The 17,004-nt window shown below is 72.1% G+C and carries 16 protein-coding genes and 1 tRNA gene; 14 read left to right on the forward strand and 3 right to left on the reverse strand.

Translation table 11 applies throughout. The features are described 5' to 3' along the window. Window positions 1–46: 46 nt before the first annotated feature. Genes QE381_RS01010 through QE381_RS01020 form a run of 3 tightly spaced genes read left to right on the forward strand, consistent with a single transcriptional unit; the run spans window position 47 to window position 2,020 of the window. Complete coding sequence (locus tag QE381_RS01010; protein ID WP_307214680.1) at window positions 47–283, forward strand: DUF2079 domain-containing protein; 237 nt, start codon at window positions 47–49, stop codon at window positions 281–283. Beyond that, window positions 277–1,395, forward strand: a complete 1,119-nt coding sequence (locus tag QE381_RS01015) for a DUF2079 domain-containing protein (protein ID WP_307214682.1) — start codon at window positions 277–279, stop codon at window positions 1,393–1,395. The genes QE381_RS01010 and QE381_RS01015 overlap by 7 nt, the downstream gene beginning before the upstream one ends. Window positions 1,396–1,420: 25 nt before the next feature. Next, window positions 1,421–2,020: a gamma carbonic anhydrase family protein gene (locus QE381_RS01020; RefSeq protein WP_307214684.1), complete on the forward strand. Its 600-nt coding sequence runs from the start codon at window positions 1,421–1,423 to the stop codon at window positions 2,018–2,020. 49 nt (window positions 2,021–2,069) lie between these two features. Here QE381_RS01020 and QE381_RS01025 read toward each other — a convergent pair whose 3' ends face one another. Beyond that, window positions 2,070–4,751 (reverse strand): phosphoenolpyruvate carboxylase, encoded by a 2,682-nt coding sequence (locus tag QE381_RS01025; protein ID WP_307214686.1) that lies wholly within the window; start codon window positions 4,749–4,751, stop codon window positions 2,070–2,072. A gap of 158 nt (window positions 4,752–4,909) precedes the next feature. Here QE381_RS01025 and QE381_RS01030 point away from each other — a divergent pair, with 158 nt between their 5' ends. From QE381_RS01030 to QE381_RS01040, 3 genes are all read left to right on the forward strand, one after another. After that, on the forward strand, window positions 4,910–5,602 hold the full coding sequence (locus tag QE381_RS01030) for a MazG family protein (protein WP_307220362.1): 693 nt from the start codon (window positions 4,910–4,912) through the stop codon (window positions 5,600–5,602). A 33-nt stretch (window positions 5,603–5,635) separates the two neighbouring features. Further along, on the forward strand, window positions 5,636–6,901 hold the full coding sequence (hisS, locus tag QE381_RS01035; protein ID WP_307220364.1) for a histidine--tRNA ligase: 1,266 nt from the start codon (window positions 5,636–5,638) through the stop codon (window positions 6,899–6,901). 181 nt (window positions 6,902–7,082) lie between these two features. Next, complete coding sequence (locus QE381_RS01040) at window positions 7,083–7,886, forward strand: SGNH/GDSL hydrolase family protein (RefSeq protein ID WP_307214688.1); 804 nt, start codon at window positions 7,083–7,085, stop codon at window positions 7,884–7,886. Between the two features lie 11 nt (window positions 7,887–7,897). Here QE381_RS01040 and QE381_RS01045 read toward each other — a convergent pair whose 3' ends face one another. Then, on the reverse strand, window positions 7,898–8,395 hold the full coding sequence (locus QE381_RS01045; protein WP_307214690.1) for a glyoxalase/bleomycin resistance/extradiol dioxygenase family protein: 498 nt from the start codon (window positions 8,393–8,395) through the stop codon (window positions 7,898–7,900). Between the two features lie 75 nt (window positions 8,396–8,470). Between QE381_RS01045 and QE381_RS01050 the strand changes: the two genes are divergently transcribed. Next, window positions 8,471–9,244 carry a helix-turn-helix transcriptional regulator gene (locus QE381_RS01050; protein ID WP_307214693.1) on the forward strand — a complete coding sequence of 258 codons (774 nt, stop codon included), beginning with the start codon at window positions 8,471–8,473 and terminating at the stop codon, window positions 9,242–9,244. Between the two features lie 6 nt (window positions 9,245–9,250). On the opposite strand, the gene QE381_RS01055 is transcribed toward QE381_RS01050, so the two are convergent. Then, window positions 9,251–10,156 (reverse strand): helix-turn-helix transcriptional regulator, encoded by a 906-nt coding sequence (locus tag QE381_RS01055; RefSeq protein ID WP_307214694.1) that lies wholly within the window; start codon window positions 10,154–10,156, stop codon window positions 9,251–9,253. Window positions 10,157–10,287: 131 nt separating this feature from the next. Between QE381_RS01055 and QE381_RS01060 the strand changes: the two genes are divergently transcribed. The 7 genes from QE381_RS01060 (at window position 10,288) to QE381_RS01090 (ending at window position 16,987) form a co-directional block, all read left to right on the forward strand. Continuing rightward, window positions 10,288–11,757: an MFS transporter gene (locus QE381_RS01060; protein WP_307214696.1), complete on the forward strand. Its 1,470-nt coding sequence runs from the start codon at window positions 10,288–10,290 to the stop codon at window positions 11,755–11,757. Window positions 11,758–11,816: 59 nt separating this feature from the next. Further along, window positions 11,817–13,097 (forward strand): phosphopyruvate hydratase, encoded by a 1,281-nt coding sequence (eno, locus tag QE381_RS01065; RefSeq protein WP_307214698.1) that lies wholly within the window; start codon window positions 11,817–11,819, stop codon window positions 13,095–13,097. A 33-nt stretch (window positions 13,098–13,130) separates the two neighbouring features. Then, window positions 13,131–13,604: a septum formation initiator family protein gene (locus QE381_RS01070; RefSeq protein ID WP_307214699.1), complete on the forward strand. Its 474-nt coding sequence runs from the start codon at window positions 13,131–13,133 to the stop codon at window positions 13,602–13,604. 36 nt (window positions 13,605–13,640) lie between these two features. Beyond that, on the forward strand, window positions 13,641–14,171 hold the full coding sequence (locus tag QE381_RS01075) for a DUF501 domain-containing protein (RefSeq protein WP_307214700.1): 531 nt from the start codon (window positions 13,641–13,643) through the stop codon (window positions 14,169–14,171). After that, window positions 14,168–15,454: a S8 family serine peptidase gene (locus QE381_RS01080; RefSeq protein ID WP_307214702.1), complete on the forward strand. Its 1,287-nt coding sequence runs from the start codon at window positions 14,168–14,170 to the stop codon at window positions 15,452–15,454. The genes QE381_RS01075 and QE381_RS01080 overlap by 4 nt, the downstream gene beginning before the upstream one ends. Before the next feature lie 45 nt (window positions 15,455–15,499). Then, a complete protein-coding gene (locus tag QE381_RS01085; protein ID WP_307214704.1) occupies window positions 15,500–16,885 on the forward strand; it encodes an NAD(P)/FAD-dependent oxidoreductase in 1,386 nt (461 codons plus the stop codon). A gap of 29 nt (window positions 16,886–16,914) precedes the next feature. Next, window positions 16,915–16,987, forward strand: a tRNA-Leu gene (locus QE381_RS01090). The last annotated feature ends 17 nt before the right edge of the window (window positions 16,988–17,004 follow it).

Below are 17,004 nucleotides of genomic sequence, written 5' to 3' on the forward strand. Positions count from 1 at the left end.
CGCACGGTCGGCAGGCCACGTCGCGCTCGGCATCGCGGTGGCCTGCGTGTACAGCGGCGTGTCCATGCACCGCTTCTGGAACATGGAAGCCGGGGTCGATCTGGCGATCTTCACACAGGCGGCTCAGCGCTACGCACAGTTCGAATGGCCGTGGTCGGAGATCAAGGCGGCCTGGGGATTCAACCTGCTCGGTGATCACTTCTCGCCCATTCTCGCGGTGCTCGGGCCGATCTACGCGATGGTGCCGCACGCGTGGGTGCTGCTCATCGTCCAGGCGTGCTGATCGGCTTCACGACGGCGATCATCGCCTCCATCGCGGCTCGTCCGCTCGGTCCGTGGGCAGGTGCCGCCGTCGGCATCGTCTTCGCCGCAGCGTGGGGCGTGCAGGGGCTGGCCGTGTTCGACTTCCACGAAGTCGCCTTCGCGCTTCCGTTCCTGGCGTTGTCGTACGGCGCCCTGGTGCGGCGACACGAGCGCGCCGCGGTGCTCTGGGCGCTACCCCTCATGCTGGTCAAAGAGGACTCGGTGTTCCTCCTGCTCGGCATCGTGCTCGTGCTGCTGTGGCGTCGCAGATGGAGGCTGGCCGCCGCGCTCGCGGTCTTCGCCGTCGCATCGTTCGCGTTCATCGTGGGGGTGTTCATCCCCGCAGTGAGCTACTACGGCCGGTACACCTATTGGTCCTCCAGCGCGGCGGCCAAGGGCGACATGGTCGCCACCGCGTGGTCGGCCCTCACCACCAGCATGATGTCAGGGGCGGCGCCTCTCCTGCTTCTCGTGCTGCTCCTGCCGACGCTGGGAGTCGCGCTACGGTCTCCGCTTCTGCTCGGCGTTCTGCCGCCGCTCGCTGCCCGGCTGACGGCGCCGCATGCGGAGTACTGGGGGCTCGATCTCCACTACAACGGCGCGGTCATGGTCGTCATCATGCTCGCGTTCGTGGACGGCCTGCGAGGCCTTCGTCCATCATCCGTGCCGAAGGTCCTGACCGCAGCAGTGGCCGTGACGGTCGTGCTCGCCACGGCAGGACCGGTGGCGCGGCTCGTCACCGCTCTGAGTCGGCCCTGCGAGCCCGTGGACAGATGCGCGAGCGTCGTGATCCCGAAAGTCCTGGGGCACGTTCCCGACGGTGCGAGAGTCGCGGCCGCTGACTACGCGGCGGCGTATCTGGTGGATCGGACGCAGGTGTTCGGGCTTCACGAGGACATTCGCGACAGCGCGGGAGGACAGATCTATCCGGAGTACGTGGTGCTCGACCGTATCCACGACGACGGCTGGCAGAACGCATGGGTCAACGCCGTCGGTCCGACGCAGATCGACCATCGGTTCATGGGAGAGGCGCTGAACCTGGTGACACCGAATCCCTACGACATCGCGGTCTTCGCGGTGCGTTATCCCTGACGCGTGAGGGGCGTACCGTGAGGGCATGCGCTTCGCCCACCTCGGTCAGAGTCCCCGCATCCATCCCGACGCGGTCGTCGCGCCGACGGCCGTCGTCTCCGGGGACGTGACGATCGGCGCCGGATGCCAGGTGCTCCACGGCGCCGTCGTCACGGCTGAGGGCGGACCGGTGACGCTCGGAGAGCACGTGATCGTCATGGAGAACGCGGTCATCCGCGCCAGCGCGACGAACCCCGTGCACATCGGCGACCACACGCTCGTGGGCCCCATGGCGAGCATCTCCGGAGCGACGGTCGAGGAGGAGGTGTTCCTCGCGACGGGGGTCCGCGTCTTCAACGGCGCCGTGATCGGCGCGCGCAGCGAGGTGCGGATCAACGCCGTGGTCCATCTGCGCACCCACCTGCCCGAGCGCAGCGTGGTGCCGATCGGCTGGGTGGCCGTGGGCGACCCGGCGATCGTGGTCCCGCCCGACAAGCACGACGAGATCTGGGCGCGCCAGCAGGAGCTCGACTTCCCCGGCTACGTCTTCGGCCTCGACCGCGACACGCCCGACCTGATGGTCCAGCTCACCGAACGCTACGGTCGGAGCCTGTCCCGCCACGCCGACGACGAGCCCCTGCCCTAACCCCCGCGGTTCGGCGGGGGCCAGCGCGCGGGGGTTAGGGCACGAGGGATCAGCCGGTGTTCTGCAGGCCGGCGGCGACGCCGGAGACGGACAGCAGCAGCAGACGCTGCAGCTCGGGGTCGGCGGGCGCGCCCTCGGGTGCTTCGCGGAGGGCGCGGAGGGCGCGCAGCTGCAGGAGCGACAGGGCGTCGACGTAGGGGCTTCGGAGCTTCACCGCCCGCTGCAGCACCGGCTTGTTCGCGAGCAGTCCGTCGCCCCCGGCGATCCGCACCACCCAGTCGCGGGTGAGTGACATCTCGTCGGTCACGCGCTGCGCGAGGTCGTCCCGGTCGCCGAGTGCGAGATAGGCGCGGGCGATCCGGTCGTCCGCCTTCGCGAGGCTCATCGCGACGTTGTCGATCATGGCCCGCAGCAGCGGCCACTGCCCGTAAGCCTCCCGGAGCAGGTCGGCGTCGCCGACGGCCTCCAGCGCCGAGCCCAGGCCGAACCACCCCGCCAGGTTGATGCGGGCCTGAGTCCACGCGAACACCCACGGGATCGCGCGCAGGTCGGCGAGCGACTCGACCGACAGGCCGCGTCGTGCCGGGCGCGAGCCCAGCGCGAGCAGCCCGATCTCCTCCATCGGGGTGACGCGCGCGAACCACGGCGCGAAGCCGGGCGCCTGCACGAGCCCGTAGAAGCAGGCCTTGGACGCGTCGGACATGGTCTGTGCGACGTCGCGGTAGCGCTCGGCCGCCGCGCGGTTGCGGTCTTCGTTCGACGGCGCTGAGGCGAGCAGGACCGCCGCGGCGACCTGATCGATATGCCGCATCGCGATGTCCGCGTCGCCGTAGCGGGCGAAGATGACCTCGCCCTGCTCGGTCAGCTTGAAGCGTCCGTCCACGGAGTGCGGAGGCTGGGCGAGCACGGCCGTTCCGGCCGGGCCGCCGCCCCGACCGAGGGCACCGCCGCGGCCGTGGAAGAGCGTGAGCTCGATGCCCTGCTCCTCGGCCCACGCGGCGATCAGGGCCTGCGCCTCGTAGAGTGCGAGGTTCGCGGCCACGGGGCCGACATCCTTGGAGGAGTCCGAGTAGCCGAGCATGACCTCGAGCCGTCGGCCGGTGGCGTCCAGGCGAGCGGCGAACTCGGGGTGCACGACGATCTCGTCGAGGATCCCGGGCGCCGCCTGCAGATCGGCGAAGGTCTCGAACAGCGGGATGACGTCGAGCACGGGCGGCGTGCCGTCCGGGCCGACCGCGTGCCGGGCGAGCCGGTGCACGGCGGCCAGGTCGTCGGCCGACTGCGTGAACGAGACGATGTAGCGGCCGGCGGCGCGGGGGCCGAAGCGGTCCTGGACGAAGGCGATCGCCCGGAACACCTCGAGCACCTCCTCGGCCAGCTCGCTGCGCGCGGCGCCGGGCTCGGCGGCATCCAGCTCGGCCAGTACCTTCGCGTGGACGGCGGAGTGCTGCCGCACCTCCAGCTCGGCGAGGTGGAAGCCGTAGGTCTCCACCTGCCAGATGAGCTCCTGCAGGTGGCCGTAGGCCTGCCGCGCCGCGCCCGCGGCGTCCAGCGACTCCTGCAGGATGCGCAGGTCGGCGAGCAGATGTTCGGGATCCCGGTAGGCGAGGTCGGCGTCGCGCGTGCGGGTCGCCGCGATCTTGCGGGCGATCAGCAGCAGCACGCGGCGGTGGGGCTCGTTGGGCGAGCGCTTCGCGATCTCGGTCGCGGCATCCTCGTCGGCGCTGCGGAGCCTGGTCCACAGCGCATCGAGCGCGGGGGAGGCGGGCGTCGTGACGGCATCGAGCGTGAGGCCGCGGCCGATGCGGCTCGTGGCCTGCTCGAGGCCGCGCAGCACGTGGTCGCTCGCGATCGCCGCGGCCTTCCGCGTGACCTTGGCCGTGACGAAGGGGTTGCCGTCGCGGTCTCCGCCCACCCATGTGCCCACGCGCACGAAGGGCGGCACGAGCGGGCTGCGTCCGCCGCCCGCTCCGGGCTGGAGCGCGTCGTCGATGCGCCGGTACACCTGCGGGACGGCGGTGAACAGCGTGTCGTCGAACACGGCCATGACCGAGCGCACCTCGTCGACGGGCGACGGCTTCTCGGCGCGGAGAGGCGCCGTGCGCCAGAGCGTGTCGATCTCTTCGAGCATGCGGCGTTCGGCGCGTCGGCGTTCGACGCTGGCCTCGGTCGTCGTGTCGTAGTCGCCGAGGAGGTCCGACAGGCGGCGGATGCTGGTGGACACCGCGCGGCGACGGGCCTCGGTGGGGTGCGCCGTGAACACCGGGTGGAACCGCAGACCACGCAGGCGCTCGAGCGCTCGCTCCTCGCCGATCTCGGCGGTGAGGCGCCGCACGGCGCCGGCGGTCGTGTCGGTCGCGTCCGGACGCTCCTCGGCGCCGTCGCGCGCCCGGAGCGCCCGTACCCGCTGATGCTCCTCCGCGAGGTTCACGAGGTGGAAGTAGCTCGTGAACGCGCGCGCGACCTCGTCGGCGCGGGCCACCGTGAGGCCGTCCGCGATCTCGGACGCGCGGTCGAGGGCGTCCGATCCGGGGTTCGTGTACGCCTCGATCGTGGCGACGCGCAAGCGCTCGACATCCTCGAACAGCCCCGGCGAGCCGCTTTCCTGCAGCACCCGTCCGAGCAGCGCGCCGAGCAGGCGCACGTCCGCGCGCATGCGTTCGGGCATCTCCTGCCCGGCCTCGTATCGGCCGACGAGGTCGAGTGCTTCCGTGGGAGTGGGATCGTGCATGCTCCCACGCTAGTGGGCTGCTGTTTCACCGATGTCACGCGGTATCCTGCGGCCCGTCGTCGCGTCGCGGCCCCTGGCTCGTATCCTGGCGTGCGAGGCACTCGCGCCTCGTCGGAGGTGAGCACGTGACCGATCAGCTGCGCCGTGCCGCGCAGGTCATGCACGAGGTGCGCGAGCGCTGCGTCTGGACGCAGGAGGTCGACCATCGCGCCCTCGTGCCCTACCTCGTCGAAGAGAGCCACGAGGTGATCGAGGCGGTCGAGACGGGCGACCGGGCGGCGCTGCGCGAGGAGCTGGGCGATCTGCTGTGGCAGGTGCTGTTCCACGCGGAGATCGCCTCGCGCGATGCGGCGGAGGCCTTCGACATCGACGACGTCGCGGGCGACCTCGCGGACAAGATGGTGCGGCGGCATCCGCACGTGTTCGCGGATGCGGTGGCCGAGACGCCGGAACAGGTCCTCGTGCACTGGAACGCCGCGAAGGCCGCCGAGAAGCGGTCCCGCACGAGCGTGCTCGACGGCGTCCCGTTCGGCATGCCGGCCCTCGCGCTCGCCCAGAAGGTCCTCGCCAAGTCCGCGAGACCAGTCCGGCGCGCCGAGACCGGCGAGAAACCCGCCGGTCTCGGCGCGCCGGACTGGTCTCGCGGTCATGAGGCGGAGAGCGAAGCGGAGCTCGGCGAGGCGCTCCTGGCGCTCGTCGCGCTCGCACGACGACGGGGATGGGATGCGGAGCGCGCACTGCGTGAGCGCGTTCGGGCGCTCGCGACGGAGATCCGTGCGGCCGAGGCGGCGGACGCATCGGGGGCCGGCGGTCCGCGCGACCGGGACCGGCCCGACGACCTGGAAGAATAGTCCCTCGTGGCTGCCGTCAATCCGCCGCGCGGGATGCGCGACTTCCTCCCCGCCGAGAAGGCCCGACGCGAGCGCGTCCTCGCCGTCATCCGCGAGCGTTACCGCGCACACGGCTTCGACGAGATCGAGACGCCCGTCATGGAGGACTACGCACGCCTGCACGCCGGTATCGGCGGCGACAACGAGAAGCTCGCCTTCAACGTCCTGAAGCGGGGGCTCGACGCCGAGGCGGTCCGCGCCGCCGCCGACGACCCGGCCGCGCTGAGCGACCTGGGCCTGCGGTACGACCTCACGGTGCCGCTCGCCCGCTTCTACGCGACGCACCGCGCCGAGCTGCCGAGCGTGTTCCGCTCGGTCCAGATCGCGCCCGTCTGGCGCGCCGAGCGGCCGCAGAAGGGCCGCTACCGCCAGTTCGTGCAGTGCGACATCGACGTGATCGGCGACGCCACCCCACGGGCCGAGGCCGAGCTGCTGGCGGCCACCCTCGACACGCTGGACGCCTTGGGCCTCGACGGAGCCACCGTGCGCATCAACGACCGGCGTGCGCTGGACGCCATGCTGGACGTGTTCGGGTTCGCCCCGGCCGAACGACCCGGCGTGCTCATCACGATCGACAAGCTCGACAAGATCGGCCCGGACGGCGTCGAGGACGAGCTCCGCGAGCGCGGTGTCACCCCGTCCGCGGTCGACGCCTTCGCGGAGTTCCTCCGCCGCCCGGTCACGCTCGAGTACAACCCCTACGGCGAGCGGCAGATCCGCAAGGCTCTCCCCGCGGGTGTGCCGGACGAGGTCATCGCGCACCTCGTCGGCCTCGGCGAGGCGCTCGCCGCCGTCCGCGGCAGCGACCCGATCCCCGGCCCGCCGCTCGTGTTCGACCCCTTCCTCGTGCGCGGCATGGGCTACTACACGGGCACGATCTTCGAGCTCGCGCATCCGGATGTCGGGTACTCGCTCGGCGGCGGCGGCCGCTATGACGGCATGATCGGCCGCTTCCTCGGCCAGGACGTCCCGGCGGTCGGCTTCTCGATCGGGTTCGAGCGGATCGTCGATCTCGTGACCGCCGCAACGGATGGCGAAGCCTCGGCCGTCGTCGTCGTGCACGACCGTGAGGTGCCCGCATCCGAGCTCCTGGCGCACAAGGCGGCGCTCGTCGCGAGCGGGGCGCGCGTCCGGCTGGAGCAGCGCACGAAGAACCTCAGGTCCCTGCTCGATCGGGCCGCCGCCGACGGTTACACGGCGTTCGCGACGCTCGCGGCCGGCGCCGAGCCCGGGTCGCTCGAGCTGCGCCCGCTCGACTGACCCCCGCGCACATCCCGGACCGCGCACCGGCGCGCGTCGCCGCCGCGACCCCGTGCACACCACCGCGCCGATTTCGTGCAGCAGCGCCGCGAATCTGCGTCGCGCCTGCACGAAATCGATGCGGTCGTGGGGCAGGGCGCCGTTCACCGCCCATTCACGTGGATGCGGTGGAGTCACGGTCGTGCCCTCCGTCCGCCGCACCGCGCCTGCCTGGCGCGCGCTCGCCGCCGCGGGCCTGGCGGCCATCGGACTCGCGGGGCTCGCCGCCGCGGGGCTGCGCCATCAGGCCGCGGTCGCGCGGCGACGCATCGGGAAGCCCCTCGGCGAGCAGGCGCCGGGTGCGGATCGGGTCTGGCGACCCGGCCTCCCGGGTGAGCCGGTCGACCTCCTCGTGCTCGGCGACTCGATCGCGGCCGGGCTCGGGGCCGAGCGTCGCAAGGACACGCTCGGCGCGCGGCTCGCGAAGGCGTCGGCGCGCGAGCTGCGCCGGCCCGTTCGCCTGCGCATCGCCGCCGTCGTCGGCGCGGAGACCTCCGATCTCGCCGCCCAGCTCGACGGGCTGCCCGAGGGCTATGCGCCGCGAGCAGCGGTGATCGTGGTGGGCGGCAACGACGTGACGCATCGCATCCCGACCGCTGTCTCGGCCGCCCGCCTGACCGATGCGCTCATACGGCTCCGGGATCGCGGTGTCGCGGTGGTGGTCGGCACCTGCCCGGACCTCGGCGCGCTCCGTCCCGTGCCGCAGCCGCTCCGCGCGCTCGCCTCTCGGCTCTCGAGGCAGCTCGCCGCGGCACAGACGGATGCCGCTCACGCGACGGGAGCGGAGGCGGTGCCGCTGGGCCGGCTGGTGGGACCGATGTTTCTCGAGGAGCCGGAGGAGATGTTCAGCCTCGACCGCTTCCACCCGAGCGCGCTCGGATATCGGCGCACATCCGAGGTGCTGCTGCCGGCGGTGCTCCGGGCGCTGGCCGACGCGCAGCCCTGATCGTGCGGCGCTCAGCCCTGCTCGGCCGCCCAGGCCGCGACGCGCGCGGCGCTCTCCTCGTCCGAGAGGTCCTCCACCCGGGTCATGAGCGACCAGCGCACGCCGAAGGGGTCGCGCACGCTCGCGTAGCGGTCCCCGGAGACGAAGGTCGAGGCGGCCTCGCGCACCGTGGCGCCCGCGGCGACCGCCCGCTCGACGAGCGCGTCCACGTCCGGGGTGTAGAGCGCCAGCGAATAGCAGTCGTCGTCGCCCGTGGGGGCCGGCACGAGGGCGTAGTCGGGCATCGGCTCGCCGATCTGCAGCAGGCCGAGGCCGAAGTCGAGGGTCGCGTGCACGACGACGCCGCCGAACTCCGTGACGTCGATCACGCGTGCGCCGTACACGTCGCGATAGAACTCGAGGGCGCCCCGAGCGTTCGGGATCGCGAGGAACGGGGTGATGCTGGTGGCTGAGCGGGGACGCCCATCGATCGTGTGGCGGCCGGTGAGCGCGGGGGTCGATTCGGTCATGTCCCGACGCTAAGGCGACGGTGGCGGGGTGCGCTTGGAGATTCGCGACAGGATGCCGCCGCCTACGCTGGAGCGATGACCGACCCGACCCGCGGGGTGCTGTATCCCGAGCGCCTGCCGCGGTTCACGCGGGTCTTTCCCGCGCCCGAGGCTGCTGCTCTCGTCGCCTGGTACTGGGTGCCCGAGTGGGAGCTGCCCGACGGCGTCGTGTCGCGCCAGCCGGTCCTGGGATATCCGGCGGCCAACCTGGTGGTCGAGCCCGCCGGTGTCACGCTCTGGGGGCCGACGACGCGCGCGACGGAACGGGTGCTGACCGGGACCGGATGGGCGGTCGGCGCCCTCTTGCGCCCCGCGGCGCTCATGGCGCTCAGCGCGACGCCCGCCGACCTGGTCGACACGTTCACGACGGTCTACGAACCCGGATTGGCGGCGGACGTCTCCGCCGCGCTCACCCACGGCGCGGATGAGGCATCCGCCCGTCTGGGGGAGTGGCTGATCCGGCGTGTCGGACCGCCGAGCGTCGAGGCGCTCCTGGCCGGGGAGATGGTCGACCTGCTGCTCGGCGACTCGCGCGTCGCGCGGCTCGAGGACGCCGCGGCGCGCCTCGCGGTGTCCGTGCGCACCCTGCAACGGCTCACGCACCGGGCGGTGGGTCTGTCTCCGGCGGCGATCATCCGCCGTCGACGGCTGCAGGAGGCGGCGCAGCGGGTGCGCACCGAGCCCCACATCCCGCTCGCCGAGATCGCGATCGATGCCGGTTACGCCGACCAGGCGCATCTGGCTGCGGACTTCCGCGCCGTGCTCGGGTTCACCGCCTCCGCCCACCGCGCCGCGTCCGGCGACACCTGACGACGCTCAGCCCGCGAGGGCGGCGGAGTCCGCGGCGAGCGCGCCCGCGTCCACCACGGGGGCGTCCGACTCGACGACGGGCTCGTCGGCGTGCGAGGCGGCGAGGAGCTCGAGGGCTCGCGCCGTCTCGGCGTCGGCGGGGGCGAACAGCACCAGCCGGGAGAACAGGGACTCCTCGAGCCAGAGACTCGTCGTCTCCAGCCGCAGCGGCCCGAACAGGGGGTGGACGAGCTGTTTGACCGAGTTCGGCTCGCCGCCCACGTCGCCCCGGAGCCAGAGCTCACGGAAGACCGGCGATCTCGCGTCGAGCTCGGCGATGAACCGCTGCCAGCCGGGCTCGTCGTGGTGGTGCCCGTAGGCCGCGCGCAGTCGCGCGACGATGCGCTCCTGCGCGTTCCGCAGGTCGACGTGCGCGCTCTGCCACTGCGGATCGGTGAAGATCCGCACGGCGCAGTTGCGGTCCTCGGGCGGATGGCGGTCGAGATCGCCGAACAGGAACCGGTAGCTCCGGTTGTAGGCGCGGATGTCGAAACGCGCTGTCTGGACCGCGGCCGGGGAGGGCATCAGCCGGGCGAGCAGCGCGAGGTGCGGCTGCGAGACGCAGGCGTGCCGGTCGCGATCCGGTGCCGGCGCCCCGGCGAGGACGAACAGGTGCTCGCGCTCGTCGTCGTTCATCCGCAGCGCCCGCGCGATGGCGCCGAGGACCTGGGGGGAGGCGGCGATCGGCCGTCCCTGCTCCAGCCACGTGTACCAGGTGAGCCCTACGCCCGCGAGCTGCGCGACCTCCTCGCGGCGCAGCCCCGCGACCCGTCGTCGCGTGCCGGCGGGCAGCCCGACATCCGCCGGACGCAGTCGCGCTCGGCGTGTCCGGAGGAAGGCGGCGAACTCGTCGCGTTGTCCGGCTGCGGCCATCCCGGGCTCCTTTCCTGCTCGTGCGAGCGTAGCCGCGCTCCCGCGCGCGCGGGAGGTGACAGGGGAGTGCTCCTGGTACCAGGATAAACACGCTCCTGGTACCAGGATGACGCGGCCTCCATCGTGGTGTCATGACCTCGACCTCGCCGATCGTCGCGCCCGCTGTGCCGGTCCCTCTCCCCACCGCCGTGCCGATCGGCCGCTACATGGGGCTGCTGCTGGCGCCCGGCATGGGAACCTACGCGTTCAACGCCGTCGCGGTCACGATGCCCCAGGTCCGGCAGGACCTGGGGGCGTCGGAGGTCCAGCTCGAGCTCGTCGTGGCCGGCTACGGCATCCCGTTCGCCGTGTTCCTGATCCTCGGCGGACGTCTCGGCGACCGGTTCGGGCGGCATCTGCTCTTCACGATCGGGGTGATCGGGTTCCTCCTCTCAGCGCTGGCGTGCGCCGTGGCTCCGACGATCGAGGCGCTCATCCTCGCTCGCGTCGCCCAGGGGCTCGCGGCGGCATTGTGCACCCCGCAGGTGCTGGCCACGATCCAGGCGACCTCTGCCGGCCCGGCGCGGGTCCGCGCGATCGCGGCGTTCGGCGCGAGCGGCGGCATCGGCGCCGCGCTCGGCCAGGTGCTCGGCGGTGCACTGGCCGGGGCCACGGTGGGCGGAGCCGCCGGATGGCGCGTGACCTACCTGGTGATCGTCGTGATCGCGATCGTCTCGGTCGTGTGGGCTCGCCGCAGCCCGCGGAGCAGGGCGCACGAGCGGGTCGCGATCGATCTCGTCGGGGCTCTGGGCCTGGCGGTCGGGGTGTTCCTCGTGGTGTCGGCTCTCACCGTCGCACCGGCCGTCGGCTGGTCGTGGCCGGTGTTCGCGGCGATGGCGGTGGGGGCGGCGGCCCTCGGCGCACTGTGGGCGCACCAGAGCCGCATCGAGCGCTCCGGTCGTGTGCCGCTCCTGCCCCCGAGTGTGCTGCGCCTGCGTCCCCTGCAGCTCGGTCTCCTGTGCGCCGGCCTCTTCTTCGCGGGATACTCGGCCATCCTCTACGTCTTCCCGCGGGCCCTGGAAGGCGGCCTGGGGGCGACCCCTCTCGTTGCGGGTCTGGCGCTGCTGCCGTTCGCGATCGTCTTCGCCGTGACGTCGCTGCTGCTCGGCCCCATCCAGCGCAGGCTCGGCGAGGCGACGCTCGCCTGGGGCGTCGGACTGCAGATCGTGGCGCTCGCGGCGATGGGCGCGACCGCGGTCCTCGCCTGGGGGCCCGGGCTCGTCCTGTGGCTGCAGCCGGCGCTGCTGGTGCTCGGGGCGGGGCAGGCCATGATCTTCTCGCCGCTGACGCAGTCGGTGGTGCGGGAGGTGCCGGTCGAGGCGGCAGGGCTGTCGGGCGGCATGTTCGGCACGGTGCAGCAGCTCGGGCTGTCGCTCGGTGTCGTGGTGATCGGCGGGGCCACGACCGCGGTCGGGTGGTCGGGGCGCGCGGAGCTGCTCGCCGGCACGGGCTTCGACATCGTGGCCGCCGTCGCCGTGCTCCTGCTCGCCGTCCCGCTGATCCTGCGACGCGCCCGTGCCGATCGCGCGCCCGGCCGTGTGCCGGACGCCGGCGCTCACTAGACTCGGGTGCGGACCGACGAAGCTCCGAGAACCGACCTCCCCACCCCAAGGAGTCCTAAGTGGCACTGATCGAGGCTGTAGGCGCGCGCGAGATCCTGGATTCGCGCGGCAACCCGACCGTCGAGGTGGAGGTGCTGCTCGACGACGGCATCGTCCAGCGCGCCGCCGTCCCCTCCGGCGCGTCCACCGGCGCGTTCGAGGCGTACGAGCTGCGCGACGGAGACAAGAGCCGATACGGCGGCAAGGGCGTGCTGAAGGCCGTCGGCGCCGTCATCGACGAGCTCGGACCTGCGATCGAGGGGGTCGAGGCCAGCGAGCAGCGCGTCATCGACGAGATCCTCATCGCGACGGACGGCACCGAGAACAAGTCGCGGTGCGGCGCGAACGCCATCCTCGGCGTGTCGCTCGCGGTCGCCAAGGCGGCCGCTGACAGCGCCGACCTGCCGCTGTTCCGCTACCTCGGCGGACCGAACGCGCACGTCCTGCCCGTCCCGCTGTTCAACGTCATCAACGGCGGCGAGCACGCCGACAACGGCATCGACTTCCAGGAGTACTTCCTCGCTCCCATCGGCGCCGAGACCTACGGCGAGTCGCTACGCTGGGGCACCGAGGTCTACCACGTCCTCAAGGGCGAGCTGAAGTCCGCGGGCTACAACACCGGGCTCGGCGACGAGGGCGGCTTCGCCCCCGACCTGCCCAGCAACCGCGAGGGCCTCGACTTCCTCATCAAGGCGATCGAGAAGGCCGGCTTCACCCCCGGCACCGACGTCGCCGTGGGTCTGGACGTCGCCGCGACCGAGTTCTACAAGGACGGCGTCTACACCGTCGAGGGCAAGGAATGGTCGGCCGAGAAGCTGACCGACTACTTCGCCGACCTCGTCGCCAACTACCCCGTGGTCACGATCGAGGACGCGCTCGCCGAGGACGACTGGGAGGCCTGGAAGCACCTCACCGACGTCATCGGCTCGAAGGTCCAGCTGGTCGGCGACGACCTGTTCGTCACCAACCCGATCCGTCTCCAGAAGGGCATCGACCTGGGGGTGGCCAACGCGCTCCTGGTGAAGGTCAACCAGATCGGCACGCTGTCCGAGACGCTCGACGCGATCGCCCTCGCGACCCAGAACGGCTACCGCTCGATGCTGTCGCATCGCTCGGGGGAGACCGAGGACACCACGATCGCCGACCTGGCCGTCGCCGTGAACGCGGGCCAGATCAAGACCGGCGCGCCCGCCCGCAGCGAGCGCGTCGCGAAATACAATCAGCTTCTGCGCATCGAGGAGGACCTCGGCGAGGCGGCGGTCTTCGCCGGCCGCGGGGCCTTCCCCCGGTTCAAGGGCTGAGTGCGCACCGAGCACGAGAGGAAGGGGGAGTCGTTGTCCGAGAACGCGGCTCCCCCTTCCCGTGCCCGCCGCCGCGTCGATGTCCGCGAGTGGCTCGGCGGCATGCGGCTGTCCGGGTTCATGATCATCATGCTCGGGCTCGTGGTGCTCGCGGTGCTCGTGCTCGTCCCGACGATCGGCACCTATGTCGGGCAGCGGCAGCGCATCGCGGCCCTCGAGCACTCCGTCCAGGTCACGCAGCAGGAGATCGCCGACCTCCAGCAGCAGGACGATCGCTGGCGCGACCCCGCCTACGTCACGACGCAGGCCAGGGAGCGGCTGTACTACGTGCTGCCGGGCGAGGTCGTCTACCTCGTGGACAACGACCTGCCGGCCTCGGCCCAGCCGCAGGAGGAGGCGCCGGTGAGCGACCAGGTGCAGCAGACGCGCACCGACTGGATGTCGCAGCTCGTGCGCTCGGTCGCGGCCGCCGGAGCCGCACGCACCGCGACCGGTCCGACCGGCTGAGCCCGGGTCCTGCGCGGCTCCGGGTAGCCTGTGGGGGTGACGACGCCCCCCTTCGCCCCGGTCACCGAGCGTGAGCTGACGGTTCTGCGCGCCCAGCTCGGCCGGCCCGCGCGCGGCGTCGTCGGGATCGCCGCGCGGTGCGTGTGCGGCAACCCGACGGTGGTCGCGACATCCCCGCGGCTGGATGACGGCACCCCGTTCCCGACGTTCTACTACCTCACGCACCCGGCCGCGACAGCCGCGATGTCGCGGCTCGAGGCGGATCACGTCATGCCCGAGCTCGCCGCGCTGCTCGACGAGCCCGACATCCGGGCGGCCTACGACGCCGCGCACCGCGCCTACCTGCGCGATCGTGCGGTCTACGGCGAGGTCGACGAGATCGCCGGGATCTCGGCCGGCGGCATGCCGACGCGGGTGAAGTGCCTGCACGCGCTCGGCGGACACGCCCTCGCGGCGGGCCCCGGCGTGAATCCGATCGGCGACGCCGCACTCGCGCGGTCCGAGTGGTCTCCGTCGCGGTGCGTCTGCGACGAGCCCGGCGCCGCCGTCGAGGCGGAGGCCCCGTGATCCAGCGCCTGCGCCTCGTCTCGGCGCTGGTGCTGGTGCTCGCCCTGGCGGCACCGGCGACGTCGGCCGCTGCGGCGACGGTTCCGCCGGCGCCCGCTCCGACGCCGACCTCCTCGCGCGGCCAGGAGTACTGGCTCGACGGCTACGGCATCACGACGGCATGGCAGACGACCCGCGGCGCCGGTGTGCGCATCGCCGTGATCGACACCGGGATCGGGCGGGCGCCGGCGTTCGACGGCGCCGTGGCCGCGGGCACGGACGTGTCCGGGGTCGGCGCGCCGGACGGTCGCACCCCGGTGGGTGCGGTCGATGCGAACCACGGCAGCTGGGTGGCGTCGCTCGCGGCGGCACGGGAGGTCAACGGCGGCATGGTCGGGGTCGCGCCGGAGGCGCAGCTGCTCTCGGTCTCCGTCGGTTTCGGGGCCACCGCGACCGTGCCCTTCGCCACGCAGATCGCCGACGCCATCCGCTGGTCCGTCGATCAGGGCGCGAAGGTCATCAACCTGTCCTTCACGACCAACACGCTCGACTGGGATCCGAGCTGGGACGACGCGTTCCTCTACGCCTTCGACCATGACGTCGTCGTGGTCGTCGCGGCGGGCAACCGCGGCAGCGGCACGAACCGGGTGGGGGCGCCGGCGACGATCCCCGGCGTGCTCACGGTGGGCGGCGTCGACCCGCAGGGACGAGCGAGCCTCGAGGCCTCCACGCAGGGGATCACGATCGGGCTCGCCGCCCCGAGCGAGAAGCTGCTGGGGGTGTCCGCGGACGGACAGACCGTCACGTGGAACGGGACGAGCGGCGCCGCGCCGATCGTGGCCGGCATCGCCGCGCTCGTGCGGGCGGCGCATCCGGAGCTCGATGCCGCGAACGTCATCAATCGCCTCATCCGCACCGCCCGCCCGCCCGCGGGCGTGTCGAACCTGCCCGACGCGCTGTACGGATACGGTCTGGTGGATGCCGCCGCCGCTGTATCGCGCGACGTCCCGACCGTGAGCGCGAACCCGATGGGCGACCTCCGGGAATGGATCCGCATCCACCGCCGGGCGTCCGGGGCGACCTCGCAGACGCCCTCCGCCTCGCCGGTTCAGATCCCCCCGCTGCCGGAGGCGGATCCGCCGTCGACGGCGGCCTCTCCGCTGCTTCCGACGCAGATGACCCTTTTATACGGCTCGCTTCCGCTTCTGGCGTTCACGGTCGCCGCTATACTGGTCTCACTCGGCGTCACTGCTGCTGTCCGACGTGTCCGATCGGCGCGCGTTTCCCGCGTACCACGCCGTTGATTTCCAGGAGTTCCTCCCACCGTGACAAGCACCGAGACCACAGCCGTGCCCCGCATTCTCATCGTCGGCGGCGGCTACGCCGGCTTCTACACCGCGTGGAAGCTCGAGAAGCATCTGCGCCGGGGCGAGGCAGAGGTCACCGTCGTCGACCCCCTGCCCTACATGGCGTACCTGCCCTTCCTCCCCGAGGTCGCGGCCGGCGCCATCGAGCCGCGGCATGCGGTCGTCTCCACGCGCCGCCACCTGAGCCGCACCCAGGTGGTCGCGGCCAAGGTGACCAAGATCGACCACGCGAACAAGGTCGCGACGATCACGCCGAAGGACGCGCCCTCGTACGAGTTCGAGTACGACCAGATCGTCGTGACCGCGGGCTCGGTCTCCCGCACCTTCCCGATCCCCGGCATCGCCGACAACGCGATCGGCATGAAGGCGATCGAGGAGGCCGTGTGGGTGCGCGACAAGCTCATCTCCAACTTCGACCGGGCGGCCTCGATTCCCCCGGGCCCCGAGCGTGAGCGGCTGCTGACGGTCGTCGTGGTGGGCGGTGGCTTCGCCGGCATCGAGACCTTCGCCGAGCTCCGCTCCTTCGCCTCCGCGCTGCTGCCGAAGTACCCGCAGCTGAGCTTCGACGAGACCCACTTCCACCTCATCGAGGCCATGGGGCGGATCATGCCCGAGGTCTCGCTGAAGACGAGCGAATGGGTGCTGAAGGATCTCGCCAAGCGGGGTGCGTTCGTGCACCTCGACACGCAGGTGACCGGCGCGGTCGACGGCAACGTCGAGCTCTCGACGGGCGAGGTCATCCCTACCGACATCATCGTCTGGACCGCGGGCGTCATGGCCAACCCGCAGGTCGTGAAGGGCAGCGACCTCCCCTCGGAGGAGCGCGGCCGCATCCGTGCCCAGGCCGACCTGCGGGTCGTGGACGCCGAGGGCAACGTCGTCGAGGGCGCCTGGACGGCGGGTGACGTCGCCGCGGTCCCCGACCTCAGCGGCGGCGGGGTGGGCGGTTTCTGCGTGCCCAACGCGCAGCACGCCGTGCGTCAGGCCAAGCGCCTGGCGAAGAACATCACGGCGGTCCTGCGCGGCGAGAAGCCCGTCGACTACGTGCACAAGAACCTCGGCGCCGTCGCGGGCCTGGGCCTGTACAACGGCGTGTTCCAGTCGGGGAACATCGCCCTCAAGGGCTTCCTCGCGTGGTGCGCCCACCGCGGCTACCACGGGCTCGCGATGCCGTCGTGGGAGCGCAAGTGGCGTGTGCTGTGGGGATGGTGGAACAACTTCTGGCTCGGTCGCGACATCGTGAGCCTCGAGGCGGTGCAGAACCCGCGCGGGTTCTTCGAGGAGTTCGCGTCGCGTCCGCGTCCGGCGCAGACGGATGTCGCGCCGGCGGCGACGACGCCGACCGCCCCGGTCGGAGCCGCGAAGTAGTCTTCCCCGCCGTCTAGGGTGGGGGAGAAGCCCCCGTAGCCCAATGGCAGAGGCAGGCGACTTAAAATCGCTTCAGTGTCAGTTCGAGTCTGACCGGGGGTACCGGCCCACAGGAGGGA

It is taken from the genome of Microbacterium sp. SORGH_AS_0888, assembly GCF_030818905.1.
GTDB lineage: Bacteria > Actinomycetota > Actinomycetes > Actinomycetales > Microbacteriaceae > Microbacterium.

Bases quoted from the DNA above. Each gene is read 5' to 3' on its own strand.
- QE381_RS01025 (WP_307214686.1), bottom strand. From the start codon at position 4,751: ATGCACGATCCCACTCCCACGGAAGCACTCGACCTCGTCGGCCGATAC.
- QE381_RS01020 (WP_307214684.1), top strand. From the start codon at position 1,421: ATGCGCTTCGCCCACCTCGGTCAGAGTCCCCGCATCCATCCCGACGCG.
- QE381_RS01030 (WP_307220362.1), top strand. From the start codon at position 4,910: ATGCACGAGGTGCGCGAGCGCTGCGTCTGGACGCAGGAGGTCGACCAT.
- QE381_RS01055 (WP_307214694.1), bottom strand. From the start codon at position 10,156: ATGGCCGCAGCCGGACAACGCGACGAGTTCGCCGCCTTCCTCCGGACA.
- hisS (WP_307220364.1), top strand. From the start codon at position 5,636: ATGCGCGACTTCCTCCCCGCCGAGAAGGCCCGACGCGAGCGCGTCCTC.
- QE381_RS01045 (WP_307214690.1), bottom strand. From the start codon at position 8,395: ATGACCGAATCGACCCCCGCGCTCACCGGCCGCCACACGATCGATGGG.
- QE381_RS01060 (WP_307214696.1), top strand. From the start codon at position 10,288: ATGACCTCGACCTCGCCGATCGTCGCGCCCGCTGTGCCGGTCCCTCTC.
- QE381_RS01050 (WP_307214693.1), top strand. From the start codon at position 8,471: ATGACCGACCCGACCCGCGGGGTGCTGTATCCCGAGCGCCTGCCGCGG.